General features: G+C 64.0%; 26 protein-coding genes. 6 read left to right on the top strand and 20 right to left on the bottom strand.

All coding sequences use genetic code 11. The annotated features are described in order from the left end of the window. Positions 1 to 2 precede the first annotated feature (2 nt). From trkA to dusB, 6 genes are all read right to left on the bottom strand, one after another. On the bottom strand, positions 3 to 1,379 hold the full coding sequence (gene trkA / locus ACFSM0_RS15170; protein WP_377392174.1) for a Trk system potassium transporter TrkA: 1,377 nt from the start codon (positions 1,377 to 1,379) through the stop codon (positions 3 to 5). Positions 1,380 to 1,454: 75 nt separating this feature from the next. Continuing rightward, complete coding sequence (ntrX, locus tag ACFSM0_RS15165) at positions 1,455 to 2,870, bottom strand: nitrogen assimilation response regulator NtrX (RefSeq protein WP_377392170.1); 1,416 nt, start codon at positions 2,868 to 2,870, stop codon at positions 1,455 to 1,457. After that, on the bottom strand, positions 2,867 to 5,125 hold the full coding sequence (locus ACFSM0_RS15160) for a sensor histidine kinase NtrY-like (protein ID WP_377392167.1): 2,259 nt from the start codon (positions 5,123 to 5,125) through the stop codon (positions 2,867 to 2,869). The genes ntrX and ACFSM0_RS15160 overlap by 4 nt, the downstream gene beginning before the upstream one ends. Before the next feature lie 66 nt (positions 5,126 to 5,191). Then, positions 5,192 to 6,565, bottom strand: coding sequence for a response regulator (locus tag ACFSM0_RS15155; protein WP_377392164.1), 1,374 nt, complete (start codon positions 6,563 to 6,565; stop codon positions 5,192 to 5,194). A gap of 3 nt (positions 6,566 to 6,568) precedes the next feature. Beyond that, positions 6,569 to 7,636: a two-component system sensor histidine kinase NtrB gene (locus tag ACFSM0_RS15150; protein ID WP_377392161.1), complete on the bottom strand. Its 1,068-nt coding sequence runs from the start codon at positions 7,634 to 7,636 to the stop codon at positions 6,569 to 6,571. Next, the gene (dusB, locus tag ACFSM0_RS15145) at positions 7,633 to 8,607 is read right to left on the bottom strand and encodes a tRNA dihydrouridine synthase DusB (protein ID WP_377392158.1); all 975 of its coding nucleotides are present in this window, start codon (positions 8,605 to 8,607) and stop codon (positions 7,633 to 7,635) included. The genes ACFSM0_RS15150 and dusB overlap by 4 nt, the downstream gene beginning before the upstream one ends. Positions 8,608 to 8,815: 208 nt before the next feature. Here dusB and ACFSM0_RS15140 point away from each other — a divergent pair, with 208 nt between their 5' ends. From ACFSM0_RS15140 to ACFSM0_RS15130, 3 genes are read left to right on the top strand one after another with little or no spacing between them, the layout of a single operon-like run. Then, positions 8,816 to 9,955 (top strand): bifunctional 2-C-methyl-D-erythritol 4-phosphate cytidylyltransferase/2-C-methyl-D-erythritol 2,4-cyclodiphosphate synthase, encoded by a 1,140-nt coding sequence (locus tag ACFSM0_RS15140; RefSeq protein ID WP_377392154.1) that lies wholly within the window; start codon positions 8,816 to 8,818, stop codon positions 9,953 to 9,955. Between the two features lies 1 nt (position 9,956). Further along, positions 9,957 to 10,547 (top strand): phosphatidylglycerophosphatase A family protein, encoded by a 591-nt coding sequence (locus tag ACFSM0_RS15135; protein ID WP_377392151.1) that lies wholly within the window; start codon positions 9,957 to 9,959, stop codon positions 10,545 to 10,547. Next, a complete protein-coding gene (locus tag ACFSM0_RS15130; RefSeq protein ID WP_377392148.1) occupies positions 10,544 to 11,020 on the top strand; it encodes a CinA family protein in 477 nt (158 codons plus the stop codon). Before ACFSM0_RS15135 ends, ACFSM0_RS15130 begins: the two co-directional genes overlap by 4 nt. Here the strand turns inward: ACFSM0_RS15130 and ACFSM0_RS15125 are convergent. Further along, on the bottom strand, positions 11,011 to 11,463 hold the full coding sequence (locus ACFSM0_RS15125) for a type II toxin-antitoxin system RatA family toxin (protein WP_377392145.1): 453 nt from the start codon (positions 11,461 to 11,463) through the stop codon (positions 11,011 to 11,013). The two genes, ACFSM0_RS15130 and ACFSM0_RS15125, sit on opposite strands and share 10 nt — an antisense overlap. A gap of 89 nt (positions 11,464 to 11,552) precedes the next feature. Here ACFSM0_RS15125 and hpt point away from each other — a divergent pair, with 89 nt between their 5' ends. Continuing rightward, positions 11,553 to 12,101, top strand: coding sequence for a hypoxanthine phosphoribosyltransferase (gene hpt, locus ACFSM0_RS15120; RefSeq protein ID WP_377392142.1), 549 nt, complete (start codon positions 11,553 to 11,555; stop codon positions 12,099 to 12,101). Continuing rightward, positions 12,098 to 12,277: a hypothetical protein gene (locus ACFSM0_RS15115; RefSeq protein WP_377392139.1), complete on the top strand. Its 180-nt coding sequence runs from the start codon at positions 12,098 to 12,100 to the stop codon at positions 12,275 to 12,277. The genes hpt and ACFSM0_RS15115 overlap by 4 nt, the downstream gene beginning before the upstream one ends. On the opposite strand, the gene ACFSM0_RS15110 is transcribed toward ACFSM0_RS15115, so the two are convergent. The 10 genes from ACFSM0_RS15110 to ACFSM0_RS15065 form a co-directional block, all read right to left on the bottom strand. Beyond that, a complete protein-coding gene (locus ACFSM0_RS15110) occupies positions 12,278 to 12,808 on the bottom strand; it encodes a DsbE family thiol:disulfide interchange protein (RefSeq protein ID WP_377392136.1) in 531 nt (176 codons plus the stop codon). After that, positions 12,801 to 12,959, bottom strand: coding sequence for a heme exporter protein CcmD (ccmD, locus tag ACFSM0_RS15105; protein ID WP_377392133.1), 159 nt, complete (start codon positions 12,957 to 12,959; stop codon positions 12,801 to 12,803). The genes ACFSM0_RS15110 and ccmD overlap by 8 nt, the downstream gene beginning before the upstream one ends. Beyond that, positions 12,956 to 13,684 (bottom strand): heme ABC transporter permease, encoded by a 729-nt coding sequence (locus tag ACFSM0_RS15100; protein ID WP_377392130.1) that lies wholly within the window; start codon positions 13,682 to 13,684, stop codon positions 12,956 to 12,958. The genes ccmD and ACFSM0_RS15100 overlap by 4 nt, the downstream gene beginning before the upstream one ends. Before the next feature lie 87 nt (positions 13,685 to 13,771). Then, a complete protein-coding gene (ccmB, locus tag ACFSM0_RS15095; RefSeq protein ID WP_377392127.1) occupies positions 13,772 to 14,428 on the bottom strand; it encodes a heme exporter protein CcmB in 657 nt (218 codons plus the stop codon). Further along, positions 14,425 to 15,069, bottom strand: a complete 645-nt coding sequence (gene ccmA, locus ACFSM0_RS15090) for a heme ABC exporter ATP-binding protein CcmA (RefSeq protein WP_377392124.1) — start codon at positions 15,067 to 15,069, stop codon at positions 14,425 to 14,427. Before ccmA ends, ccmB begins: the two co-directional genes overlap by 4 nt. Next, positions 15,066 to 15,440, bottom strand: coding sequence for an Mth938-like domain-containing protein (locus ACFSM0_RS15085; protein WP_377392121.1), 375 nt, complete (start codon positions 15,438 to 15,440; stop codon positions 15,066 to 15,068). The genes ccmA and ACFSM0_RS15085 overlap by 4 nt, the downstream gene beginning before the upstream one ends. Next, positions 15,427 to 16,410, bottom strand: a complete 984-nt coding sequence (secF, locus tag ACFSM0_RS15080; RefSeq protein WP_377392118.1) for a protein translocase subunit SecF — start codon at positions 16,408 to 16,410, stop codon at positions 15,427 to 15,429. Before secF ends, ACFSM0_RS15085 begins: the two co-directional genes overlap by 14 nt. A 9-nt stretch (positions 16,411 to 16,419) precedes the next feature. Beyond that, the gene (gene secD, locus ACFSM0_RS15075; RefSeq protein ID WP_377392115.1) at positions 16,420 to 18,087 is read right to left on the bottom strand and encodes a protein translocase subunit SecD; all 1,668 of its coding nucleotides are present in this window, start codon (positions 18,085 to 18,087) and stop codon (positions 16,420 to 16,422) included. Between the two features lie 20 nt (positions 18,088 to 18,107). Next, positions 18,108 to 18,452, bottom strand: coding sequence for a preprotein translocase subunit YajC (gene yajC / locus ACFSM0_RS15070; protein WP_377392112.1), 345 nt, complete (start codon positions 18,450 to 18,452; stop codon positions 18,108 to 18,110). 353 nt (positions 18,453 to 18,805) lie between these two features. Further along, on the bottom strand, positions 18,806 to 19,969 hold the full coding sequence (locus tag ACFSM0_RS15065) for a M20 aminoacylase family protein (RefSeq protein ID WP_377392109.1): 1,164 nt from the start codon (positions 19,967 to 19,969) through the stop codon (positions 18,806 to 18,808). A gap of 62 nt (positions 19,970 to 20,031) precedes the next feature. Here ACFSM0_RS15065 and mazG point away from each other — a divergent pair, with 62 nt between their 5' ends. Beyond that, the gene (gene mazG, locus ACFSM0_RS15060; RefSeq protein WP_377392106.1) at positions 20,032 to 20,862 is read left to right on the top strand and encodes a nucleoside triphosphate pyrophosphohydrolase; all 831 of its coding nucleotides are present in this window, start codon (positions 20,032 to 20,034) and stop codon (positions 20,860 to 20,862) included. A gap of 16 nt (positions 20,863 to 20,878) precedes the next feature. On the opposite strand, the gene dusA is transcribed toward mazG, so the two are convergent. From dusA to ACFSM0_RS15045, 3 genes are all read right to left on the bottom strand, one after another. Next, entirely contained in the window at positions 20,879 to 21,901 is a 1,023-nt protein-coding gene (gene dusA / locus ACFSM0_RS15055) for a tRNA dihydrouridine(20/20a) synthase DusA (protein WP_377392103.1), read from the bottom strand. Between the two features lie 777 nt (positions 21,902 to 22,678). Further along, positions 22,679 to 23,629 (bottom strand): lipoyl synthase, encoded by a 951-nt coding sequence (gene lipA, locus ACFSM0_RS15050; RefSeq protein WP_377392100.1) that lies wholly within the window; start codon positions 23,627 to 23,629, stop codon positions 22,679 to 22,681. A 223-nt stretch (positions 23,630 to 23,852) separates the two neighbouring features. Further along, positions 23,853 to 25,040, bottom strand: a complete 1,188-nt coding sequence (locus ACFSM0_RS15045; RefSeq protein WP_377392097.1) for a DUF6456 domain-containing protein — start codon at positions 25,038 to 25,040, stop codon at positions 23,853 to 23,855. Positions 25,041 to 25,136 lie beyond the last annotated feature (96 nt).

Raw genomic sequence — 25,136 nt, 5'->3', positions numbered from 1 at the left:
CCTCAGAAAAAGTCGATGGAGACCTGCAACAGCCGCTCCACCTCCGGTATGTCATGCGCGAGCGCGAAGAGCACGATCACGTCGTTCTCCTCCACCTTGGTATCGCCCGCCGGTTTCATCACCTTGTCGCCCTTGCGGATCGCCCCCAAAAGCACGCCTTCGGGAAATTCGATCTCGCGCACCGCACGCCCGGCGATGGGCGAGGTGGACAGAACCACCGCCTCGATCACCTCTGCCTCGGCATCGCCAATCGAATAGACGCCGCGCACCTTGCCGTGCCGGATATGGCGCAGGATCGAGGAAACGGTGATCGCGCGCGGGTTGATATAAGCGTCAATGTCGAGCGGCGCCATCAAGGGCACGAGGGTCGGATCGTTGACGAGCGAGATCGCCATCTTGCAGCCCACCTGCTTCGCACGCACCGAAACAAGAAGGTTTGTCTTGTCGTCATCAGTGACAGCGAGCACCGCATCGGCGCGCGCCACATTCGCCTCTTCGAGCATCTCGGCGCTCATCCCGTCGCCATGCAGCACAATGGTGCGCTCAAGCGCATCCGCGGCAGCTTCTGCGGTGCGCCGGTCGCGCTCGATGATCTTTACACGCACGCGGTCCGAGCGTGCCTCAAGCGCCCGCGCCACGCCAAGGCCCACGATCCCGCCGCCGATGATTGTGATGCGTTCTTGCTTTTTGGTCGCCTTGCCAAATATTTCCAGCGTTCTGTTAATGTCGTGCGAAAGGGTGAAGACATAGATCTGATCGCCCGTAAACAGCTGGTCTCCCGGCTCGGGCGCAAACAGCCGCCCCTCGCGCCGCACCCCCACCACCATCGCACCAAGCGTCGGGAACAGGTCGTTGAGCTGGCGCAGCGGCGTATCGAGCACCGGGCAATCCTCATCAAGGGCGATGCCCAAAAGCTGCACCGCGCCGCTCAGAAAGCTCTCGGTGTCAAAGGTCGCGGGCGCCAGAAGCCGTTGCAAGGCCGCCTCGGCCACTTCGCGCTCTGGCGAGATGATCACGTCAATCGGCAGGTGATCGCGGCGATAAAGGTCGGCATATTGCGGCGCCATATAGGTTTGCGCGCGCAGTCGCGCGATCTTGCGGGTGATGCCGAACACCGATTGCGCAACCTGACAGGTGACCATGTTCACCTCGTCGGAATGGGTCGCGGCGATGATCAGATCGCAATCGCGCGCCCCCGCCCGGTCGAGCACATCGGGGTGCGAGGCAAAGCCGACAACGCCCTGCACATCGAGCAGGTCAGAGGCGCGGCGCACCAGCTCGGGGTTGGTGTCGATCACGGTCACATCGTTGCGTTCCCCGGCCAGATGGCGGGCGATCTGCCAGCCCACCTGCCCTGCGCCGCAGATGATCACCTTCATCGACCGTCCTCCGTTATCTTGCCCACCCTTCTATGATGCGGCCGCGACGCGGTCAATCAAGCCGCCCCGCGCGGCTCACTCCTCGTCGAGATCCTCCTCGTTCTCGTCGAATTGCGCCGTCCGCCCGCCCGCCTTGCCTGCCGTGACAACGCCGAGCGATTTGAGCTTGCGGTGCAGCGCCGAGCGCTCCATGCCGACAAAGGCCGCGGTGCGCGAGATATTGCCGCCAAAACGGTTGATCTGCGAGAGCAGGTATTCGCGCTCGAACAGCTCGCGCGCCTCGCGCAGCGGCAGCGCCGCGAGCTGGCCGCCAAGCACGATCCGCCCCTCTTCCGGCGCGGCAGGCCCGCCCGAAAACTCTTTCGCTTCAATCGGCCCCGTGCCCTCGCCCAAAATCAGCACCCGCTCGATCACATTGCGCAATTCGCGAATATTGCCGGGCCATTCCATCGTTTGCAGGCTCGCCTCGGCCTCTTCCGAAAGCGCCCGTGCGGGCAGCCCCTGCGTGGCGTTGAACACCTCGATGAAATGGCGCGCAAGCAGCGGCACATCCTCGCGCCGCTCGGAGAGCGGCGGCACACCAATCGGCACCACGTTGAGCCGGTCATAAAGCTCCTGGCGGAAGCGCCCGGCGGCAATCTCGGCGGCAAGATTGCGCGTGGTGGAGGAAATCACCCGCAGATCGACACGCACCTTGTCGGTGCCGCCCACGCGGGTGAATTGTTGCTCGGTCAGCACGCGCAGGATCTTGGCCTGAGTGCCGCTCGGCATCTCGGCCACTTCGTCAAAGTAAATAACGCCGCCATGGGCTTGTTCCAAAAGCCCTTTTTCCACTCCACGCTCAGGCGTTTCGCGGCCAAACAGCACCTCTTCCATCCGCTCGGGCGCGATTGTGGCCGAGGTCACGGTCACAAAGGGCGCCGCCGCGCGGGTCGAATGCTGGTGAATGTAGCGCGCGGCCGTTTCCTTGCCCGAGCCGGGCTCGCCCGTCAGCATCACCCGCCCGTTCGATTTTGTCACCTTGTCGAGCTGGTCCTTCAGCCGCTTGAACGCAACCGAATTGCCAAGCATCTCGCCCACATGCAGATCACGCCGCCGCAGGGTGGAGTTTTCGCGCCGCAGCCGCGAGGTTTCCATCGCGCGCGAAATCACCACCATCAGCTGGTCAATATTGAAGGGCTTGGCGATGTAATCGTAAGCGCCTTGCTTGATCGCGGCGACGGCGATCTCGATATTGCCATGCCCCGAGATGATGATGATCGGAACATCGGGGTTGTCGCGCTTGACCGTTTTGAGAATGTCGATCCCGTCCATCCGGCTGTCTTTCAACCAGATGTCGAGGATCACCAGCGCCGGTTCCTCGGCGTTGATCGCCTCCATGCATTCATCGGAATTGGCGGCAGTGCGCGTCGCATAGCCTTCGTCGCCGAGAATATCGGCGATCAGCTCACGAATGTCCTTTTCGTCGTCGACAACAAGAATATCGCTCATGGGTCACTGTCCTTGATGGCGCGCAGGCCGGAGCGGGCGCGCGGCAGCCGGATTTCGGCCAGCGCGCCCAGATGGGCACCCGGCGCGAAGGCGGGGGCATCGGTCAGCATCAACGTGCCGCCGTGTTCTTCGATGATCTTTTTCACGATCGAGAGGCCAAGCCCGGTGCCCTTGGCGCGGGTGGTCACATAGGGCTCAAACAGGCGCGCGCGGTCGGGCGGCAGGCCGATGCCATTGTCGGCGATGTCGATCACGATCATCTCTTCCAGCGCGCGCATGCTCAGCCGCACCTCGGGCTCCCAGCCCTCCGGCGCGCCCTTCTCGGCAAGGCTCTCGATCGCCTCGCCGGCGTTCTTGATCAGGTTCACGAGCGCCTGCGAGATCATCGTCGCATCAAGCTCGACCACCTCGGGCCCCTCGGGCAGATCGGCGCTGAGTTTTGCGCCATGGAGCGCGCCTTCCTGCAACAGCACCGCATCGCGGGCAAGCTGAACGATGTCATGGTCGCGCCGGTCCGGCTCGGGCATGCGGGCAAAGCGGGAAAACTCGTCAACGATGCGGCGCAGGTCATCGGTTTGCCGCACGATCACCCCGGTGAGGCTCTCAAGCGCCTCGACCTGATCCGGGGCAAGCTGTCTGGTGAACTTGCGCTTGATCCGCTCGGCCGAAAGCTGGATCGGCGTGAGCGGGTTCTTGATCTCATGCGCGATGCGGCGCGCCACATCGCCCCACGCCGCCATGCGCTGCGCCGAGACAAGGTCGGTCACATCGTCAAACGCCACCACAAACCCCTCCCGCGCGCCCGAGGCGCGGCGCCGCTCGGCCATCCGCACCAGCAGGCTTTCCAGCCGCCCCGCGCGCGAAACCCGCACCTCCTCTTGCACAACGGTGAGAAAGCCGTCCCGCAAGCGGTTGAAAAGGTATTCGAATTCTGGAACGGCCTCAGCAAGGGGGCGATCCGTGTCCCGTGCGGGCTCCAGCATCAACAGCCGCGTTGCCGAGGGGTTGAGAAAGTCGATCCGCCCGTCGGCATCCAGCCCGATCACGCCCGAAGTCACCGACGAGAGCACGGAATCGAACATCCGCCGCTGCTCGTCTGTTTCGTGATGGGAGGCAATCAGTTCGGTGCGCTGGCCCTTGAGTTGCGCCATCATGCGGTTGAAAGCCTGCCCGAGCGTGGCAATTTCATCATCGCCTTCTTCCTCCGGCACGCGCGCATCAAGATCACCCGTGCCGACCCGCTCCGCCGCCGCCGCAAGCCGCCCGATCGGGCGCGAGAGCCGCTCGGCAAACCAGAGCCCGGCCCAGACGGCAGCAAGGATCAAGATCAGCGCAAACCCGATGTAAACCAGCCCAAACTCAAACAGGAGCCGCCCGCGCGACGCCTCAAGTTGCTCATAGAGATGCACCGTTTCGCGCGTGTCATCCAAAAGCGAGAGAATCTTGCCGTCGACCGTGCGCGAGACATAGAGATAGCGGTCGACAAAGGCATCGAGCTTGATCAGCGCGCGAAATTCCGAATTTGGCCAATCTTCGAACAGCACCGTCTCCCCGCGCGCGGAAGCCACGATCTTTTCGGGCTGAGGCTGTTCATAATCAAAGAGATAAGAGCGGTCGCCCCGGGCCACGATCTGCCCCGTGCCGTCGATCACATAAGCTTCCTTCAGGCCGCGCTGAATGCCCTGCTGCCCCGCCACCAGCCATTCCCGCAGATCGCCGTCGGTGGCAAAAGTGGCGGCCTGGCGGCGCAGGTTCAAAAAGCCCGCAAGCGCGGTTGCATCTTGCACAAGGTCGCGGCGGTGCTCCTCCTGATAGGCTTCGGCGGCGGAAAGCGAGGTGCCCACAACCGTGCGCACCCGGTCCGAAAACCAGCCCTCAAGGCCGATATTCACCGTAAGCCCGGCAAAGAGCGCCACAAGAATCGTGGGCACAAGGGCGATGCCCGCAAAAACACCGGTGAGCCGCAGCGTCAGGCGCGAGCCGGTCGCGCGGGCGCGCCGCGCGGCGAGGATCTGCGCAAGACGCAGCACAATGAGCCCGCCCAGCGTCAGAAAATAGACGAAATCCGCGAGCAGCGTGAAGCGCAGCGCATTCGAATCCGCGCCCTGCCCCAAAGGCCCGAGCACCACGAATGTGGTGAGCGCCAGCACGGGGCCAAGCACCGTTAGCCCCAGAACGAAACCGTTCTGAATGCGGCGCTGCCGGCGAAACCGCGCCAGCCGCTCCCACGCGGCGCTGTTCAACGCGCTTTGCACGATGCCCCCGGTTCGTCGCTCGGGCGAATCCACGCGACGGATTTGCCACAAATACCTGTTGCGCTTTTACATCAGCTTGCGGCGTCGTGTCACCTGAATATCCAGATCGGTGATCTTTTTGCGCAAGGTATTGCGGTTGATACCGAGCAAATCCGCACATCTGGCCTGATTTCCACCGGTGGCATCAAGCGAGATTTCGATCAGCGGGGCCTCCATTTCAGCCAAAATCCGGTCATAAAGGCCCGGCGGCGGCAGGTTGCCGCCATGCAGGTCAAAATACCGCCGCAAATGCCGCGCAATCGAGGCGGAGAGCTTTTCGCCCTCGCCGCCCGCGCGCAAAGGCTCGATCGCGGGCTGGTTGCCAAGCACGAATTCGACCTCGGCACGGGTGATTTCTTCCTCGGTCGCGGTCACCACAAGGCGGCGCACGGTGTTTTCCAATTGGCGCACATTGCCCGGCCACGCATAGGCGCGCACGAGCGTCATCGCATCATTCGAGAAGCGCCGCAGGCCGAGCCCGTCGCGCTCGCAGCGGGTCAAAAAGTGCTCGGTGAGCAACGGAATGTCTTCCACCCGCTCGCGCAGCGCAGGCACCGCAAGCGTGACACCGCCCAGCCGGTAAAACAGGTCCTGGCGAAACTTGCCCGCCTCCATCAGCGCGGCAAGATCCACCTGCGTTGTCGCCATGATCCGCGGCGCCGGGTCGGGCAGCGCATCGAGCATGCGCACGATCCGGCCCTGCGTCTCATCGTCGTAATCGCCCACCTCATCGAACACGAGCGAGCCGCCCTTGACGCGGGCCACGAGGCTTGAGGGGCCATCGGCACCGGCAAGGTCTGCCGCCTGCGCCACCACAAAGGGCAGCGTGCGCCGGTCCGAAAAATCATGAATCGCCCGCGCGATCAGCGATTTCCCCGTGCCCGATTCGCCCATGATCATCACCGGCAGATCGGCGTTCATCACCCGGGCAACGAGCCGGTAAAGCGCCTGCATCGCCGCGGTGCGCCCGACGAGCGGCAGATCCGAGGTTTCGGGCCGCACCGGCTCGACCGCCTTCGGCACCACCTGGGCGCGGCGCTTGAGTTCCAGCGCACGCGCCGCGCGCTTCATCAGATCGGGCAGGTCGAAAGGCTTGGGCAGATAATCATAGGCATCGGCCTCGGCCGCCTGAATCGCCGTCATGATCGTGTTTTGCGCCGAAATCACGATCACCGGCAGCCCGGGCCGCTCGCGCGCGATCCGCGGCAGCGCCTCCAGCCCATTGCCATCGGGCATCATCACATCGGAGATCACAAGGTCGCCCTTGCCCTCCTCGACCCAGCGCATCAGCGTCATCAGCGAGGCCGTGGCATGGACCTTGCAGCCCGCGCGCGTCAGCGCCTGGGTCAGAACGGTGCGGATCGTGCGATCATCATCGGCAACGAGAACGGTACCATCCATGGATCAGACCTCCTTCGGGGCGACAGGCAGGGAAATGCGAAAAACGGTGCGGCCGGGAACAGAATCGACGCTGATCCAGCCGTTATGTTCGGAGATGATTTTCGAGACGAGGGCGAGGCCGAGCCCGGTGCCATTCTCGCGCCCGGACACGAAGGGCTCGAACAGCGCCCCCGCGATATCGGGCGGGATGCCAGGGCCATCATCGATCACCTCGATCTGCAGCGGCAGGCGCTGGCCGTTGCCATCGGGGCCACGCAGGCGCAGCGCATAGTCATAAAAGCTGCGCAGCCGGATCGTGCCCTGGCCTTTGGCCGCCTCGGCGGCGTTTTTAAGAAGGTTCAGGAACACCTGGGTGAGCTGGTCGGCATCGCCGAGCGTGGGCGGCAGCGAGGGATCGTAATCTTCGACAATCAGCATATGCGCGCCAAAGCCCACGGCGGCAGATTTGCGCGCGCGGTCAAGCACATCGTGGATGTTCACCGGCTTCATTTCGGGCGGGCGGACATTGCCGAACTGCTCGACCTGCTCAAGCAGCTTCACCACGCGGCGGGTCTCGTCGACGATCAGGTCGGTGAGCTCCAGATCATCGCCCGAGAGGCTCATGGACAAAAGCTGCGCCGCCCCGGCAATGCCGGCAAGCGGGTTCTTGATTTCATGCGCCAGCATCTCGGCCATGCCAATGGCCGAGCGCGCCGCCGATTTGACCTGGCTTGCGCGGCCCAGCCGGTCTGCGATCTCGCGCGGCGAGATCAGCAACAGCACCGTTTGCGGGTCTTCTCCCAAAGGTGCGGCCTGCAGGTTGCACTGCACCGGCGCCCGTTCTCCGGTGGTGAGGTCCACATCATTGACGAAAAGCGCCGAGCGGTTCTTGCGCACGCGGGCGAAAATTTCCTCCAGCGGCGCGGCAATGGCGAGCCGTTCGCCGAGCACCTGCCCCTTGAGCGCGCGCGCCGAGAGGTTGAGGAAGAGTTCGGCCGCCGGGTTGATCTCGATCACCCGGTCGGCGCCGTCGATCATCAACGCCGGAAGCGGGAGCGAGGCCCAGATGATGCCGGGAGCCGGAAGGGTCATGCCGCCGCCCTTTCACTGAAAGCGGCGCGAATAAGCGCCAAAGCCGCCTCGGGGGTCTGGGCGCGCATCATCTCGGGGATCAGCGCCGCCCCTGCCGCCTCGGCATACCAGCGCAGGTGCTTGCGCGCGAGCCGCAGCCCCACCTGCTCGCCATAAAAGCCGAGAATCGCTTCATAATGCTCGGAAATGAGATCCACGAGCGCCGCCCCTTGCGGCAGCACGGGCGCGGGCGCCCCATAGAGCGCCGCCGCGATTTGCGCGAGCCGCCACGGCGCGCCTTGCGCCCCGCGCCCCACCATCACGCCCGCCGCCCCGGCCTGTGCCAAAGCGATCTGGGCCGAGGGCGCATCGACAATGTCGCCATTCGCCACCACCGGCACGGACACCACCGCAGAAACAGCGGCAATCGCGCCCCAGTCGGCCCGGCCCTCGTAAAACTGCATCCGCGTGCGGCCATGCACCACGATCATCCGCACCCCCGCGGCTTCGGCGCGCCGCGCGATCTCGGGCGCGTTGATCTGCCCGTCGTCCCAGCCAAGCCGCATCTTCAGCGTGACCGGCAGATCAACCGCGCCCACAACCGCCTCAATCAGCCTGAGCGCGTGATCGGGATCGCGCATCAGCGCCGCGCCAGAAGCGCCACCCGTCACCTTTTTCGCCGGGCAGCCCATGTTGATGTCGATGATCCTCGCGCCCATATCGGCCACAACTTTTGCCGCCTCTGCCATCGGTCGCGCCTCGCGCCCGGCCAGTTGCACCGAAGAGGGCAAATCAAGGCCCAGTTCACTGCGCGCCTTCGCCCGCACCGAGGGCTTGGCCGTCAGCATCTCGCCGCTCGCCACCATCTCAGAGACCACCAGCCCCGCGCCAAAGCGCGCCACGATGCGGCGAAACGGCAGATCGGTGATGCCTGCCATCGGCGCAAGCAGCACCGGCGGATCAAGGCGATAACTGTCGAGGGTAATCGTCACGTGTGTTCCTGTAGCATTTGCTCAAGGAATTAGCGGCTCGCTCCGGGAATCACAATTGCAAGGAGAGCATTCCGCCTCACAAAGGCGTCAAAAACCGGCACACGCTTAAATTTTGCGCAATCTGCATGCGGCGCTGTGCACATTGCGCCCGCGCGAAGACTGGCCTAAGCCTTTGGAGAGAAAGCGCAGGAGCGATCAGCGAGGGCGGATGAGCGTTGCAGGGATCATCGTGGCGGCGGGCCGGGGCACGCGCGCGGGCGCGGGTGTGCCAAAGCAATGGCGCCTGCTCGCCGGGCGCCCGGTGCTGGCGCAGACGGTGGAGGCCTTTCGCGCGCTTGGCCGCGTGATTGTTGTGCTCCACCCCGATGACATGGCGCAGGGTCTTGCGCTCTTTGGCGGTTCCGTCACGCTGGTGGCGGGCGGCGCGAGCCGCGCCGAAAGCGTGAAAAACGCGCTCGAAACGCTCGAAGGCTCGGATATTACGCGGGTTCTCATTCACGATGGCGCGCGCCCGCTGGTGCCGGAAGCGGTGCAGCAGGCCGTGCTTGCGGCGCTTGAAACCCATCCCGGCGCCGCGCCCGCGCTCGCTGTGACCGATGCGCTCTGGCGTGGTGCCGAGGGCCTTGTTGCAGGCACGCAAGACCGCGCGGGGCTTTACCGGGCGCAAACGCCTCAGGGCTTCCGCTTTCCCGATATTCTCGCGGCCCACCGTGCCCATCCGGGCGGGGCCGCCGATGATGTGGAAGTGGCCCGCGCGGCAGGCATGGCTGTCGCCATCGTGCCCGGGCATGAAGACAATCTAAAGATCACCTACGCGGAGGATTTTGCCCGCGCCGAGGCGATCTTGCGCGAAAGGAAAGGCTTGAAGATGGATGTGCGGCTCGGCAACGGCTATGATGTGCACGCGTTTACCGAAGGCGATCATGTGATCCTGTGCGGGGTCAAAGTGCCCCATACCAAGGCGCTGCTTGGCCATTCGGATGCCGATGTCGGCATGCATGCGCTCACCGATGCGATCTATGGCGCCATGGCCGAAGGCGACATTGGCCGCCACTTTCCGCCCTCCGATCCGCAATGGAAGGGCGCGGCAAGCTGGATCTTCCTCGAGCACGCCGCGAAACTCGCGGCCTCCAAAGGCTTCAAGATCGGCAATGCCGATGTCACCCTGATTTGCGAACGCCCGAAGATCGGCCCGCATGCCATTGAAATGGCGGCTGAACTCGCGCGCATCATCAACGTCCCGGCCGACCGTGTCTCGGTCAAGGCCACCACCTCGGAACGGCTCGGCTTCACCGGCCGCGAAGAGGGCATTGCCGCTATTGCCACCGTCACTCTGATAGGAGTCTGAAATGCCTCCCCGTGAACTTCCGACCCGTGAATTGCCGCTCCACGTTCTGCAAGCCATCACCACCTTTGCCTTCGTCGGCAAGCTCGTCCCCGCGCCCGGCACCTGGGGCTCGATGGTCGCCGCTGTCGCCGGCTGGGGGCTGGTGAAATTCGGCGGCCTCTCCTACCTCTACCTCGCCGCGATCCTCGCCTTCATCATCGGCCTTTGGGCGCTGGAACAGGAACTGAAGCACCGCGAGGATCAAGACCCGAAAGAGGTGATCATCGACGAGGTCGCCGGTATGTGGGTGGCGCTTGCCTTCCCCGCCTCGGCCTTTGCTTATTTCAACATCGAGATGGTCTGGCCGGGCCCGCTTGCCGCCTTCATCTGGTTCCGCTTCTTTGATATCTTCAAACCGGGCGTGATCGGCCGGGCCGACAAACAGGGCGGCGCCATGGGTGTCATGATGGACGACATCTGGGCCGGCGTCTTTGCCGGGGCCTTCACGCTGATCACCGCTGTGGCCTATCATCTGGGGCAGGATTACTGGCCGGTGCTCGGCGCGCAGATTGTCGAATGGCTCCCGCCCCTGCCGTTCTTGGGTCAGGAATGAGCGTCGCGCAAATTCTCGCCGCCGCGCGGGAAAAAGGATGGCGCATCGCCACCGCCGAAAGCTGCACCGGCGGCATGGTGGCGGTGGCGCTGACAGAGGTGCCGGGCTCTTCGGCGGTGGTGGAGCGCGGCTTTGTCACCTATTCCAACGCGGCGAAGGTCGAGATGCTGGGCGTGGCCGAGGCCACGCTCACCGCATTTGGCGCCGTCTCCGAAGAAGTCGCGCGCGAAATGGCGCAGGGCGCGCTCGCGCACAGCCACGCCGATCTGGCCGTTTCCATCACCGGCATTGCCGGGCCGGGCGGATCGGAGTTCAAGCCGGAGGGGCGGGTGTGCTTTGGCCTTGCCCTCAGGGGCGCCGCCCCCCAGACCGAAACGCAAGAGTTCGGCGCGCTTGGCCGGGGCAATGTGCGGGAGGCCGCGCGGGATCATGCGCTGGCGCTTCTGGGCGCCGCACTCGGGCTTCAGCCGTAAAGCGCCTTCGCCCGGTCTTCGAACGCCTGCACGATCATCCGCATCGCCTGATCGAAAACAATGCCGATCACGCCCTGCAGGAGCGCGTTCTTGAACTCGAAATCGACGAAAAAGTCGACCTTGCACCCGCCCTCGGGCCGATCTTCGAACTGCCACCAGCTGTGCATGTATTTGAACGGACCATCGAGATAGCGCGTATCAACGCGATGCTGCGCCGGGTCCAGCACCACGCGCGAGCCGAAGCGTTCGCGAAACACCTTGAAGGAAATGATCAGATCCGCCTCCATCACCTCGGTCCCCGGCTCCGGGCCGGGCTTGCGGGTGCGGATGCGGGCGGCGGAGTTCCATGGCAGAAATTCGGGGTAGCGCGCCACATCGGCCACGAGCGCATACATCTGCGCCGCCGTATAGGGCATGGTGCGTTTTTCCGAATGCTGCGGCATCGGCCAGTCTCCCTTTTATCGGCCCCGTTCTTGCGATAAAGCACGGGAATTGCAAGGGCCGGATGGCCGCACCAGAGGCAGGAGAGAGCATGGCAGAGCCCGGATATGTGATCGACCAGATGATTTCTGCCAAGGCGATCGCGGCGCGAGTCGAGGCGCTTGGCGCCGAGATCACCGAGGCATTTCACGATACCGACCGGCTTGTGGTGGTGGGCCTGCTGCGCGGCTCCTTCGTGTTCATCGCGGACCTGATCCGCGAGATCGGCGTGCCCTGCGAGGTCGATTTTCTCGAAGCCTCAAGCTATGGCAACGAAACCACCTCGACGCGGGAAGTGCGCGTGCTGAAAGACCTGCGCGGCAATATTGGCGGGCGCGACGTGCTCGTGGTGGAAGACATCGTCGATACCGGCCATACGATCTCCAAGGTGATGGAGATGCTGCGCGCCCGCTCCCCGCGCCGGATCGAATGCTGCGCCATGCTCGACAAACCCTCCCGCCGTGAAGTGGACGTGAAGGCGCGCTGGACCGGCTTCGAGATCCCCGACGAATTCGTGGTGGGCTACGGGCTCGATTACGCGCAAAACCACCGCAACCTGCCCTTCATCGGCACGGTGCGTTTTACCGGTGATGCAAAATGAACCCGCTCTGGCTGATGCGGATGGCCAAATGGGTGCGCCATCCGCCCTCGCTGCGGCAGGTGCAGATTGCTGCGGTGGTGATTGCCCTCGTTGCGCTGATCTGGGGGCTCGATCATTTCGGCTTCTGGCCGGATTGGGCGCGCGTGGAGCGGATGCCGCGCGCGCCGCGGCTCTGATCACTCGCCCTCGCCCGCCAGCAGCGGCTCAACCTGTTCGGCAATCACCTTGTCGGTGAGCGGCCCGGCGATGCGCGTGATGATATGACCATCGCCATCGACCACAAAGGTCTCCGGCACGCCCGCCACGCCCCAATCAAGCCCCATCTGGTTTTTCGGATCAGCGCCGAGCTTGGTGAACGGGTTCCCCATTTCGGCGATGAAACCTTCGGCCTTTTCGGGGGTATCCTTCCAGTTGACGCCAAGGATATCGACGCCGTCTTGCTTCAGCGCAAGCAGGTTCGGATGCTCAACCCGGCAGGGCGCGCACCACGAAGCCCAGAAGTTGACAAGCTTGATCGTGCCATCGCGCAAATCGGCATCGGAAAAGCCCGGATGATTGCCAAGCGCGAGCATTTGCACACCGGGCGCCTCCTTGCCCGCAAAGGCGGTCGGCATATCGTTGGGGTCTTTTGTTTCCATTGCGACGAAGGCCGCGCCGACAAAGCCGACAATCACCACAAGCGGCACAAACATCAAAGGCTTAGCCATTCTTCTTCATCCGTTTTTCTTGCGCTTCCAGCGCCCGTTTCACGCGTGCTCCGCGGATCAGAGTGGCCACGCCAAGCGCCGCGAGCAGCGCCAGCGTCACGCCCCAGGAGCCAAGGATTGTGACAGTATATTTGCCAAGATCAGGGATCATGCCATGCGCTCCCGCTGTTCGAGGGCCTTGAGACGGCGAGACCGAATTTCCGTGCGGGTGCGCAGCAAAAGCAGGGTCACGAACAAAAGCCCGAACCCGACGATGGAGAGCACGAGCGGTTGCCAATAGACATCCGAAATATGCTCCTCACTGTCGAGGCTCAAGGTCGAGCCTTGGTGCAACCCCTGGTTCCAGAAGATCGCCGCATAGCGCGACAGCACCGCGAACACCGAGCCAACAAGGCAAAGAACCCCCGTCAGATCCGCTGCGGTATCGGGGTTCTCAATCGCCTCCCAAAGCGCCATGTAGCCGAGATAAAAGAGAAAAAGGATCAAAAAGGAGGTCAGCCGCGGGTCCCATTCCCACCAGGTGCCCCACATCGGCTGGCCCCAGAGCGCGCCGGTGACAAGCGCGATCAGCGTCATCACCATGCCGATGGGCGCGGCGGCCTTGGCGGCCAGCGCGCTCACATGGTGGCGGCGAATGAGCCAGATCAGCGAGGTGACAAGCATCATCACCCAGATGTTGATCGCGAGCGTGGCGGCGGGCACATGCACATAGATCACCTTTACGGTGGCGCCGAATTCCGCCGCGACGGGGGTGAAAAAGAACCCCCAGACAAGCCCCGGCACGAGGGTGAGCACGGTCGCCCCCGCCACCCAGGGCAAAAGCCACCCCGAAGTCTGCATGAACTTGACCGGGTTGGCATATTCCCAGATCGACATCTGTCGGTCTCCTCCCTCTCGCATCTCCGCCCGACTTGACACGATTAGCATCGGGCCGGTTTGACACGCATCAACTTGGAACGATTCTCACCGCAAATTGACCCGGATCGCCGCAGCCGAGGCAAAGGGGACAAGGGCGATGGTGGCGGCGGTGATGCCCGCAAGCATGGTCAGCGGCACTTCGATCGCCATGCCCTCGGCGCCGCGGCGCACAAGTTCGGCACCAAAGATCAAGGTCGGCACATAGAGCGGCAACACCAGAAGCGAGAGCAGCAGCCCGCCGCGTTTGAGCCCCACCGTGAGCGCGGCGCCAAAGGTGCCAAGCACGGAAAGCGCCGGCGTGCCAAGAAGCAACGAGACCTCAAGCCAGAGATAGGCCGGCCCCGGCAGGTGCAACAGCACGGCAAAAAGCGGCGCGGCCAGCACCAAGGGCAGGCCGGTGGTGATCCAATGCGCGAGCGCCTTCACTGTGACCACGGCCTCCAGCGGGATCGGCGCGGTGGCGAGCAGATCGAGCGAGCCATCCTCGTAATCAAGCGCAAAAATGCGGTCGAGCGAGAGCAGGCAGGCCAAGAGCGCGCCAAGCCAGAGGATGCCCGAGGCGATGCGCGCAAGAATATCGCCTTGCGGACCAACGCCGAAGGGCACGAGCGTCACAACAATAAGAAAAAAGGCGAGCCCGAGGCCAAAGCCGCCCCCGGCGCGAATGGCGAGCCGCAGATCTCGCATCAGAAGCGCAATCACAGGAAGGCTCCATCGAAATCGTGGTCGAACGCGCCTCGGTGCCCGCCCTCTTCGGGGGGCCGCGCCTTGAAAGGGGCGAGATCGAGAATTTCGGCCTCCTCAAGGCCAAGGTCGATATGGGTGGCCATGAGCGCCGCCCCACCGGAGGCCAGATGCGCGCGCACCGCCGCGGCGAAGAGCGCGACCGAGGCGGCATCAAGCGACACGGTGGGTTCGTCAAGCACCCAGACCGGGCGCCCGGTGACAAGCAGCCGCGCAAGGCCAAGACGGCGCTTTTGCCCGGCCGAAAGGCTCATCGCGGCGCGGTGTTCGAGCGCGCGCAGGTTCATCTGATCGAGCGCGGCCTCGACCGTGTCGGTCTCGTAGATCGCCGCCCAGAAGGCGAGGTTTTCGCGCACCGAGAGCGTCGCCTTCAGCCCATCTGCATGGGCGCCATAGGCCATCGCCTCGGGCGGCATCGAAATTTTGCCCGCGAGCGGCGGTTGCAGCCCCGCCAAAGTGCGCAAAAGCGTGGTCTTGCCAATGCCGTTCGGCCCCCGCAGCACGAGCGCCCTGCCCGCTTTCAGCGAAAACCCCAGCCCCTCCAGCACGGCAAGGCCGCCGCGGCTGACGGTGAGGGTTTCGACCGAAAGCAGCGTCATCCGTGCGGAACCTCGCCCGGCATCGGCAAAAGCGCCGCCGCAACCCGGCGGCCCTCGGAGAGAAGCACATTGTAGCTGCGCGCGGCTGCGGGCGTGGCCATTGCCTCGCAAAACACGCTTACGGCTTCGAGCTCTGCCACAAAGTCGCGCGGCAGGAGCGCGATTTCCGCCCCCATGCCAACAAAGAGCACATCGACCTTGCCGGAAAGCGCCAGAAGGCCCGCGCGGTCCTCAAGCCCGCCCCAAACGCGCGCCTCTTCGGCGCGGATCAGCAGGCCCCCTTCATGCACCGCCCCGGCGACGCGGAAAAACCCGGGCCCGTAGCCATCCACCGGCAGCGCCCCGCCGAAAGCGGCCTCACGGATTTGCATCTTGCGCGCCTTCGGTGAAGAATTTCGCCGCCGGGTCCTTGGGTTGCTTGTTGCGGTCCAGCCCGAGGAAAAGCACGATGTTCTTTGCCACATAGACCGAGGAATAGGTGCCGACGACCACGCCCCAGGTCATCGCGAACACAAAGCCACGGATCACGTCGCCGCCCAGAACCAGAAGCGAGATCAGCGCAATGAGCGTGGTGCCCGAGGTCATCACGGTGCGCGACAGCGTCTCGTTGACCGAGAGGTTCATCACGTCCTTCAGCGGCATCGTCTTGTATTTGATCAGGTTTTCGCGAAGCCGGTCAAACACGACGACGGTGTCGTTGATCGAATAGCCCAAAATCGTGAGGAGCGCGGCGATGATCGTCAGGTCGAATTTGATCTGGAAAATCGCGAAAAGCCCGATCGTCAGCCCCACGTCATGCACCAGCGCGGCGAGCGCGCCCACCGAATACTGCCATTCGAACCGCAGCCAGACATAGGCGACGATCGCCACGCAACCGGCCAGCACCGACCAGACCGCAGTCCAGATCAGTTCGCCCGAAACCTTCGGGCCGACAGATTCTGTGGAAATGAATTTGACCGCCGGATCAACCTCTTGCAGGGCGTCTTCAATCTGCTTCATCTGCGCGGGGGCAATCGCGTCCTGCCCCTCCTGCGCCTGGATGCGGATCGAGGCAACGTGTTGGTCCTCACGGAAGGTCGGATCGAACACCTCGGTGATCGCCACATCGCCAAGCCCCAGCGGGCTGAGCGCCTTGCGATAGCTTGCGATATCGAGCGTTTGCGTTGATTCCGTGCGGATCGTCGTGCCGCCGCGGAAGTCGATGCCGAAGTTCAGCCCCATCACAAGGGTCAGCACCAGCGCGGCAATCGTGGCGACCGAAGACAGCCCGAAGGTCAGCCACTGCCAGCGGAAGAAGTCGATCTCGGTGTGTTCGGGAACGAGTTTGAGACGGAAGGCCATGGTCGTTCCTCACACGATGATGGTTTTCGGGCGTTTCCACGCGAACCAGGTCACCACCAGCAGGCGGGTGACGAAGATCGCGGTGAAGACCGAGGTGGCAATGCCGACAATGAGGGTGACAGCGAAGCCGCGCACCGGGCCGGCGCCAAGCACAAACAGGATCACGCCGGTGAGGAAGGTGGTCACGTTGGCGTCGATGATCGCCGACATCGCCTTCTCATAGCCGAGCTCGATCGCGCGGGCGGGGCTTTTGGTGTTGCGCAATTCTTCGCGGATGCGTTCATAAACGAGCACGTTGGCATCGACCGCGGTGCCCATGGTGAGCACGATCCCGGCGATGCCCGGCATCGTCAGCGTGGCGCCCACGGCGGACATGAAGCCGAAGATCATCACCACGTTGAGAATGAGCGCAAAGGCCGCAAAGGTGCCGAACAGCCCATAGGAGGCGATCATCCAGACGACAACGAGGCCAAAGCCCACCATTGCGGCCTTTTTGCCGGCCTCGATGCTGTCAGCGCCAAGTTCCGGGCCGATGGTGCGTTCCTCAAGGAAGCTCATGCCCGCAGGCAGCGCCCCGGCGCGCAGAAGCAGCGCAAGGTTCGTGGCCTCTTCGACGGTGAAATTCCCGGTGATGATGCCCGAACCGCCTGCGATATGCGCCTGAATCGTCGGCGCCGAGATCACCTTGCCGTCGAGCACGATGGCGAAGGGCTCGCCGATATGGGTGGCGGTGTAATCGCCAAACATCCGCGCCCCGGTCGGGTTGAAGCGGAAGGCAACCGCCGGATAGCCGTTCTGGTCGGTGTCGGGGCGGGCGTCGGTCAGATCGTCGCCCGTGACCACCGGCACATCGTCCAGAATGTAATAGATCCCCTCACGATCAGCCGACGGCAGAAGCGCGCGCCCCATGCCGGGGTTTGCCTCGGGGGTCGAGACCGGCGGACCATAAACCTGATTGAAGGTCAGCTTCGCGGTGGTGCCGATCAGATCCTTGAGCTCCTGCGCCGAGCCGATGCCCGGCACCTCGATCAGGATCCGGTCCTGCCCCTGACGCATGATGGTCGGCTCACGCGTGCCGGCGGCGTCAACGCGGCGGCGCACAATCTCGAGCGATTGCTCCATCGTGCGGTCGTCGGTCGCGGTTTTCTCGGCCTCGGACAGGCGGAAGGTGATGGTGTCGCCCACCCCCGTCACCTCATAGTCGGACTGGCCGACGCCGGTGAGGCTCACCACCGGCGCGGTGAGCGTTTTGGCCACCTCGACCGCCTTGGCAATCTGATCGGGCTTGCCGATCTGGATGCGCAGCTCGCCCTCGGGCGCGGCAATGCGACGGATCGAGCCGATCGTGGCGCGCTCTGCCGCCAGCACCTTGCGCGCCTCGGGCCAAAGCGCATCCAAACGCGCCTTGTAGACCTCGCTCAGATGCACTTCGGCGAGCAGATGCGCCCCGCCCCGCAGATCGAGCCCGAGATTGACGAGCCCGGAGGGCAGCCAATCGGGCCAGGCCGCCTTGGCCGCGGCCTGAGCCTCGGTCATCGCGCCGCTTTTTTCAAAAGCGGAGACGGCGTCATTATGGCTCTCGACGCGGGAATAAAACAGGTTGGGCGCCGCCAGCACCAGCGCAGCAAGACACAGCGCAAGGATGACGACACGCTTCCAAAGCGAGATCTGCAGCATGGCGGCGCGCCTTTTCAGGTTCAGTTGTCGTTCGAAGCCGGTTCGGTCTTCGACAGCACCTGAAGGATCGTCTGCTTGAGCACGCGCACCTTGACGTTGGCCGCGATCTCGACTTCAAGCTCGCCCTCTTCGCGCACATGGGTCACTTTGCCGATGATGCCGCCTTGCGTGACGACCATGTCGCCGCGCCGCAAGGTTTCCACCATGGTCTTGTGTTCTTTCGCTTTTTTCTGCTGCGGACGGATCAGCAGGAAATACATGATGACGAAGATCAGGATCAGCGGCAGAAACTGGCCGAAAGCGGCGAAACCACCGGGGGCGCCGGCCGCACCGGCAGCCTGGGCATAGGCGGGGGTAATGAACATTGCTTGGTCCTCTCTTTGGGGCCTTGTTCTTCGGGCCTTGTGCAGGGGCGCCAGAGGCACCCCGGGTGTCGGCGCGCACCCTAGCCGCGCCCCCCCGCCTTGGCAAGGCGATCGCGCCCGGCAATCGGGCCGATCACGCTGGTGTCAGGGCAGATGGGGGGCGCTGCCCCCCTCTTGGCGCCATGGCGCCAATTCACCCCCCGGGATATTTGCACAAAGTCGAAGGGCGGATCGCATTTGAGTGCGGCGTGCCAAGATCGCCCGGGGGGAGTCTCCAACGGAGACGGGGGGCAGCGCCCCCCCCAAGCGCCCGACGCGCGGCGGGCTTGCCCGCCCAAGGCGGGCGCTTCCCCTCAGCCCGCGGGCAGTGCCCGTTCGACGAGCCGCGCAAAGAAGCTCGCCCCGATCGGCGCCGCCTCGTCGTTGAAATCATAAGCCGGGTGGTGCAGCCCCGCACCGTCGCCAATGCCCATGAACAGATAGGCCCCCGGCCGCGCCTCGAGCATATAGGAAAAATCTTCCGCCCCCATGTCGCGCCCGGCATCATCACACACCGCCTCCGCGCCCGAGATCTCGCGCGCGACTTCGGCCGCAAAGCGCGCCTTCTCGGCATCGTTCACGGTGGGCGGATAGCCCTTGTCGTAGCGGATCTCGACCGTCACGCCAAAAGCCGCAGCGGTGCCCTCGACGATCTCATGGAAACGTTTTTCCACCATCGCCCGCACCTCGGGCGTGAACGAGCGGATTGTGGCACAGAACCAGCCGCTTTCGGGGATGATGTTGTTGGCGGTGCCCACATGGATCTGCGTGACCGACACCACGAGTTCGTCGAGCGGAAACAGGTTGCGGCTGACAATGGTCTGCAGTGATCCCACCATCGCGGTGATCGCCGGGATCGGGTCGATGCAGTCATGCGGCGTGGCGCCATGGCCACCGCGCCCCGTCACCGTCACCCAAGCGGTATCAACCGCCGCCATGAGCGGCCCCGGCGCGGTCTGAAAATGGCCCAGCGGCAGGTTTGGCGCGTTGTGGATGCCAAACACCTGGGTGATGCCGAAGCGCTCCATCACCCCTTCTTTCACCATCACCTCGCCGCCGCCGCCATCTTCCTCCGCGGGCTGGAACAGAAGCGCCACCGTGCCGGCAAAGTTTCGCGTCTCTGCCAGATATTTGGCCGCGCCCAAAAGCATTGTTGTGTGCCCGTCATGGCCGCAGGCATGCATCTTGCCGGGGTGCTCGGAGGCATAGTCCGCCCCGGTGATCTCCTCGATCGGCAAGGCATCCATATCGGCGCGCAGCCCGATCGTCGGCCCCGTGGCACGGCCGCGGATCAACGCCACAATCCCCGAGGTGGCGATGCCTTCATGGATCTCGTCCACGCCGATCTCGCGCAGCCGCGCGGCCACGAAAGCAGCCGTTTGCGGCAGATCGAACTCCAGTTCGGGGTGGCGGTGCAGCCAGTGCCGCCACTCTTTCATCTCGGGAGCAAGGGCGGCGATACGGTTGATCACGGGCATGGTGGACTCTGGGATTGCGAAAGGGATAGGAACCTAGATGGACCCGAGAGGAGCGAGAGGCAATGGCGAAACCGACCGATCCGATACTGTTCGATGAAACCGCCGATGTCGCGGTCCAGATCACCCGGCTCGCGGCGATCATGGCTTGCCTGCGCGACCCGCAAACCGGATGCCCTTGGGATATCGAGCAGGATTTTGCCTCGATCGCGCCCTACACGATCGAGGAGGCGCATGAGGTGGCCGATGCGATCACGCGCGAGGCCTGGGGGGAGCTTGAGGGCGAACTTGGCGATCTGGCGCTGCAGGTCGTTTATCATGCGCAGATGGCTTCCGAAGCCGGGCACTTTGATCTTGTCGGGGTGCTGAGGGCCATTTCGACAAAGATGATCGCGCGGCATCCGCATGTGTTTGGACCCGAGAGCCGTGACAAGAGCGCCGCGCAACAGACGGAAGATTGGGAAAAAATAAAATCAGCCGAGCGTGCGCAGAAGGCCGAGACCGGGGTTTTGGATGGCGTTGCGCTGGGGCTCCCGGCGCTGACGCGCGCGCTCAAGCTGCAAAAGCGCGCCGCGCGGGTGGGCTTTGACTGGCCCTCGACGCATGAGGTGGTCGAAAAGATTGCCGAGGAGGCTGAAGAACTTGTCGAAGCGCGCGACAGGCTCGGGCCGGAGCAACGCGCCGAGGAATACGGCGATCTGCTCTTTGTGATGGTGAACCTTGGCCGGCATCTGGGGCTTGATGCCGAGGCTTGCCTGCGCGCGGCCAATGCCAAATTCACCCGCCGGTTTGAGTTCATCGAGGCTGAACTCGCGAAAGCGGGCAAGCACCCCGATCAAAGCGACCTCGCCGAAATGGACGGGCTCTGGAACGCGGCCAAGCGGGCGGGCTTGTAAGAGAGGCTGAGCGGCCTCACAGGCCGCGCGTCACCTCGGCCAGGGCGCGGTCGTAAAGAGGCAGTCCCGCGCCCTCGCGGGTTGCGCCTTCGGACAGAACACGGCGCCAGCCGCGCGCGCCGGGGCGGCCATGGAACAGGCCAAGCATGTGGCGGGTGATCTGATGCAGCCGCCCGCCCCGCCCCAGATACGCGTCGATATAGGGTTTCATCGCTTCGGCAACCTCAAAGGGCGAGCGCGGAGCGCCATCGCCCCAGAGCGCCGCATCGGCCCCGCCGAGCACATCCATCGGCTCGCCATAGGCCGCACGGCCCACCATCACCCCGTCCATCCCGGCGTCAAGATGCATCTGCACCTGCGCAAGCGTGGCAACACCGCCGTTGAGGCTCAGATGAAGGTCCGGAAATTCCCGTTTCATCGCATGCACAAGCGGATAGTCGAGCGGCGGGATCTCGCGGTTCTCTTTCGGGCTGAGCCCCTGCAGCCACGCCTTGCGGGCATGCAGCGTGAAACGGCGCACCCCCGCCCCGGACAGGCTGCGCAAAAACGCCGGCAAAACCTCCTCGGCCAGCTGATCATCCACACCGATCCGGCATTTGACGGTCACTTCCACCGGCGACACAGCGATCATCGCCTCGACACAGCGCGCCACCAGATCCGGCGTTTTCATCAACACCGCGCCAAAAGCCCCCGATTGCACCCGGTCAGACGGACAGCCGACATTGAGGTTGATCTCATCATAGCCCCAATCGGCAGCAATCTTGGTGGCCTGCGCCAGTTCGGCGGGATCGGAGCCCCCGAGTTGCAGCGCAACCGGGTGTTCTTGCGGGCTGTAATCAAGAAGCTGCGCACGCTTGCCATGGATCACCGCCGGGGCCGTGACCATTTCGGTATAAAGAAGCGCATGACGCGAGATGGTGCGGTGAAACATGCGGCAGTGGCGGTCGGTCCAGTCCATCATCGGCGCAACCGACAGACGAGCGTTTGAACGGAGCTTCGCTTCGGCTTCTTTATTATTGTTTTTGATATATTTTTCCATTCCCGCCAGCTCCAGCTTCGCGCCCTCGTGCCGCCTTCCGATGTGTGCACCTAGAGCCTGACATTGGTCAGGCCCCCCACAGAAACGGAAAGACTGGGCGCAAGCTATATAGAACCGAACCCGCTCACGCGAGATCGAAAGTCGCGCGCCTCGGGCGCCGCGGCCCAGATTCGCAGCCCTCCGACGCGTCGAAGCAACCGCGCATCCGAGCCAATTGGCCCGCTCTCGCCCGACCGAACGACGGCTTCGAGCTTTCAGGGCGTCGTCGAAGCGGCGCCCCGTCCGTCAGCCTGGTTCCGAACACGCATAATCGTCATGAGCGCCGCTATGAGGGCGCGACAAAGGTCGCAAAGTGGATGGGGCAGACCATTTTGAGCCCATGATGCGGGGTGCGCGACAGATAATCTCTTTTATCGGGAGCTATCGGGAGCGCCGTTCCCCATGCAGGAGAATTTCTCGTTGTTATTATCGGCAACAACAAGAACGCCGCGGAACAAGGCTCACAGATCGAGCCTCCCCCGATGCGTTACCGGCACAAAGACGCGATGGGATCCTCAAAAACCAGTGCGTGCCCGAGAAGCTCAATCCAAAATCAACAATAAATGTTCTTTATCATATGCTTGAGGCGCCACTCTCACAAAAGCGCGCGCTTCTCCGCCCCCTGGTTGGCCCTATTCGCGCCGTTGAGACAACAAAGAAGGCCTGTTGCCCAAGAGGAACGCGGCACCGCGGTTTATGAACCAATGGCCTCCACAACGCAGAGATTGAGATTATCGGTCAGTTTTGGCCCAGCTTTTCCAGACGCGCGGCACGCAAACGGGCAAAATCTTCGCCGGCGTGGTAGCTTGATCGTGTCAGCGGCGTTGCCGAGACCATCCCGAACCCCTTGCCGTAGGCCGCCTTCTCATAATCGGAAAACTCTTCGGGCGTCACGAACCGGTCCACCGCATGGTGTTTGGGCGTCGGTTGCAGGTATTGACCGATGGTCAGAAAGTCGATGTCCGCGGCGCGCATGTCATCCATAATCTGCAGCACAGCCTCGCGGGTTTCCCCGAGCCCGACCATGATCCCCGACTTCGTGAACATGCGCGGGTCAAGCTCCTTCACCCGTTGCAACAACCGAAGCGAGTGGAAATACCGCGCCCCGGGGCGCACAGAAGGATAGAGCCCCGGCACCGTCTCAAGGTTGTGGTTGAAAACGTCTGGCTGCGCTTCGACAACAATTTCAAGTGCTTTCGGGGAGCACTTGAGAAAATCCGGGGTCAGCACTTCGATCGTCGTCGCCGGGGCACGGTGGCGCACGGCGCGGATCGTCTGCGCGAAATGCTCCGCCCCGCCATCCTCAAGATCGTCGCGATCAACCGAGGTGATCACCACATGTTTGAGCCCAAGCGTTTCAACGGCATGGGCGACACGGCCCGGCTCAAAGACGTCAAGCGCGTCGGGGCGACCGGTCGCAACGTTGCAAAACGAGCAACCCCGGGTGCAGATCTCACCCATAATCATCATCGTCGCATGACCGTGGCTCCAGCATTCGCCAACGTTCGGGCACCCCGCCTCCTCACAGACGGTGACGAGCTTGTTCGCCTTCAGGATCTCGCGCGTTTCCTTGTAGCCCTCCGAGGTGGGCGCCTTGACGCGAATCCAGCTCGGTTTCTTCGGCTGGGCATTGTCAGGACGATGCGCCTTTTCCGGGTGGCGCTGGCCGGGAAGCTTGAGATCGCGCAAGGGGGCATCCTTTCATAAGCGATGAAGCTGACATAGAGCGAAAGCCGGCGCGATGCAAATTGCGCGCGGAGCAAACCGCGCGCGGGGGGAACGACAGGGGTGTCGAGAGAACGGCGCATGGGCCGCGCGAGAGAGGTTCCTCGCGCGTTCGACCACGCGAGGAAAGCAGCATATAGCATTGGGAATACGCTCTTTTGCAGAGAGAGCGCACCACGCAAAACCCTTAGCCGATCAACGGCGCGGCACCGCCATAGGTTTCGTCATAATGACGCTTGAGCCGCATCAACGCGATGCGCAGCACGATCTTGCCGGAGCGCGCCGACCAGCCCATGCGCTTCTCCGCCGCCTCAAGCCCTTCCAGAAAACAGCAACAGCGCAACACCATATCCCCGAGCCCGGGCCCGAGGTCCGACAATGCGGCCGCCACCCGCTCGCGGGCGCGCTCCGACCCGCCCGGGCCACCGGTGCCAAGATCGGGCCGATACTGACCGCGTGCGGCCCCGGTCATGAAGCGTTCCCAGTTTTGCGCCACGCGCGGCCCCATTTGCGCAAGCTCGAAATCCTCGCGCAGCCGCTCTCCGGCAGCGACAAGCTCGGGCGCGAGAAACAGCGTGCCATTGGCGTCGCGCCGCCGTGCCAAAACCGCCAAAGGGCTTTCGGCGAGATTGGCACGCATGCGCGCCGAACGCCCCGGGCCCTCGGTCAGCGTGCCCCATTCCCGATGCTGGCTGGCTTCCGGGCTTTCGGCCTCAGGGTCTTCGCCCCGCGCCACACGCTCCTCGGCCAGGCTCCGCTTGAGGGCAGCCCGCCCGACGCTGGAAATTTCGTAACTCGTGACACGGCCCGTATGTTTGATGGTGATCCAATCTCGCAGCGCAAGCCCCTGAGCAAGCTCGCGTTCCATCACCGCAATGCGCACCGTGCCGCGCAGCACCACCGCCTTGTCCATCTCTGGCGCAACGATCAGCACAGCGCCCGGCTCCGCCAGACGCCGGAGAATGCGGCCCTCCTCTTTTGCGCGCAGATCCTCTGCAAGCCGGTCTTGATACGCCGGCAACGCAGAGGGCGCGCTGCGCCCGGTTGCACGGTGGGTGGCTGTCTGGGCGGGGCGGATCGGAGCTGTCATCGGGCAGGTTTCCTGATTCGGCACAGCCGAAGCCTCGGTCAGAGCGGTGAACGCTGGCACAACCGGAGCACCCTGCCCCAGCCGTGCCAATGCCTCGTCGATGAGCGGGTCATCGCGCCGTGCCTCGATCCGGCGCACTTGGCGCAGGATCGTCGAGGCGTGGCATCCCTCCGCGCGCGCCAGCGCCCGGATCGGGACCCCCTCCTCGACATGCCGCAGATAGATGCGTGCGACATCGGGCACCCAGGCGGGCAATTCCGCCTTGGCCGGCATGGTCTCGCTCATCTCTCTCCCCCGTTCGAACCGGCCGCAAAGCCGTCGAATATGCTTCAACCGTGGGTTGCTTTGGTTACCCCTTCGTTAAGAAACGGGGCGATCCTC

This window comes from Rhodobacter lacus (assembly GCF_042683065.1).
GTDB lineage: Bacteria > Pseudomonadota > Alphaproteobacteria > Rhodobacterales > Rhodobacteraceae > Rhodobacter > Rhodobacter lacus.
The sequence above is the reverse complement of the archived record's forward strand: the minus strand, read 5'-3'. Positions and strand labels throughout refer to the sequence as shown.

What these genes read in the sequence shown, in the direction of transcription:
- ACFSM0_RS15130 (WP_377392148.1), top strand. Translation starts at nt 10,544, where the DNA reads ATGAGCGTCGCGCAAATTCTCGCCGCCGCGCGGGAAAAAGGATGGCGC.
- ccmA (WP_377392124.1), bottom strand. Translation starts at nt 15,069, where the DNA reads ATGACGCTGCTTTCGGTCGAAACCCTCACCGTCAGCCGCGGCGGCCTT.
- ntrX (WP_377392170.1), bottom strand. Translation starts at nt 2,870, where the DNA reads ATGAGCGATATTCTTGTTGTCGACGACGAAAAGGACATTCGTGAGCTG.
- mazG (WP_377392106.1), top strand. Translation starts at nt 20,032, where the DNA reads ATGGCGAAACCGACCGATCCGATACTGTTCGATGAAACCGCCGATGTC.
- ACFSM0_RS15085 (WP_377392121.1), bottom strand. Translation starts at nt 15,440, where the DNA reads ATGCAAATCCGTGAGGCCGCTTTCGGCGGGGCGCTGCCGGTGGATGGC.
- ACFSM0_RS15155 (WP_377392164.1), bottom strand. Translation starts at nt 6,565, where the DNA reads ATGGATGGTACCGTTCTCGTTGCCGATGATGATCGCACGATCCGCACC.
- ACFSM0_RS15115 (WP_377392139.1), top strand. Translation starts at nt 12,098, where the DNA reads ATGAACCCGCTCTGGCTGATGCGGATGGCCAAATGGGTGCGCCATCCG.
- ACFSM0_RS15135 (WP_377392151.1), top strand. Translation starts at nt 9,957, where the DNA reads ATGCCTCCCCGTGAACTTCCGACCCGTGAATTGCCGCTCCACGTTCTG.
- yajC (WP_377392112.1), bottom strand. Translation starts at nt 18,452, where the DNA reads ATGTTCATTACCCCCGCCTATGCCCAGGCTGCCGGTGCGGCCGGCGCC.
- trkA (WP_377392174.1), bottom strand. Translation starts at nt 1,379, where the DNA reads ATGAAGGTGATCATCTGCGGCGCAGGGCAGGTGGGCTGGCAGATCGCC.
- ACFSM0_RS15065 (WP_377392109.1), bottom strand. Translation starts at nt 19,969, where the DNA reads ATGCCCGTGATCAACCGTATCGCCGCCCTTGCTCCCGAGATGAAAGAG.
- dusA (WP_377392103.1), bottom strand. Translation starts at nt 21,901, where the DNA reads ATGGAAAAATATATCAAAAACAATAATAAAGAAGCCGAAGCGAAGCTC.
- ccmD (WP_377392133.1), bottom strand. Translation starts at nt 12,959, where the DNA reads ATGATCCCTGATCTTGGCAAATATACTGTCACAATCCTTGGCTCCTGG.
- ACFSM0_RS15045 (WP_377392097.1), bottom strand. Translation starts at nt 25,040, where the DNA reads ATGAGCGAGACCATGCCGGCCAAGGCGGAATTGCCCGCCTGGGTGCCC.
- secF (WP_377392118.1), bottom strand. Translation starts at nt 16,410, where the DNA reads ATGGCCTTCCGTCTCAAACTCGTTCCCGAACACACCGAGATCGACTTC.
- ACFSM0_RS15125 (WP_377392145.1), bottom strand. Translation starts at nt 11,463, where the DNA reads ATGCCGCAGCATTCGGAAAAACGCACCATGCCCTATACGGCGGCGCAG.
- ACFSM0_RS15100 (WP_377392130.1), bottom strand. Translation starts at nt 13,684, where the DNA reads ATGTCGATCTGGGAATATGCCAACCCGGTCAAGTTCATGCAGACTTCG.
- ACFSM0_RS15110 (WP_377392136.1), bottom strand. Translation starts at nt 12,808, where the DNA reads ATGGCTAAGCCTTTGATGTTTGTGCCGCTTGTGGTGATTGTCGGCTTT.
- ACFSM0_RS15140 (WP_377392154.1), top strand. Translation starts at nt 8,816, where the DNA reads ATGAGCGTTGCAGGGATCATCGTGGCGGCGGGCCGGGGCACGCGCGCG.
- hpt (WP_377392142.1), top strand. Translation starts at nt 11,553, where the DNA reads ATGGCAGAGCCCGGATATGTGATCGACCAGATGATTTCTGCCAAGGCG.
- ACFSM0_RS15150 (WP_377392161.1), bottom strand. Translation starts at nt 7,636, where the DNA reads ATGACCCTTCCGGCTCCCGGCATCATCTGGGCCTCGCTCCCGCTTCCG.
- secD (WP_377392115.1), bottom strand. Translation starts at nt 18,087, where the DNA reads ATGCTGCAGATCTCGCTTTGGAAGCGTGTCGTCATCCTTGCGCTGTGT.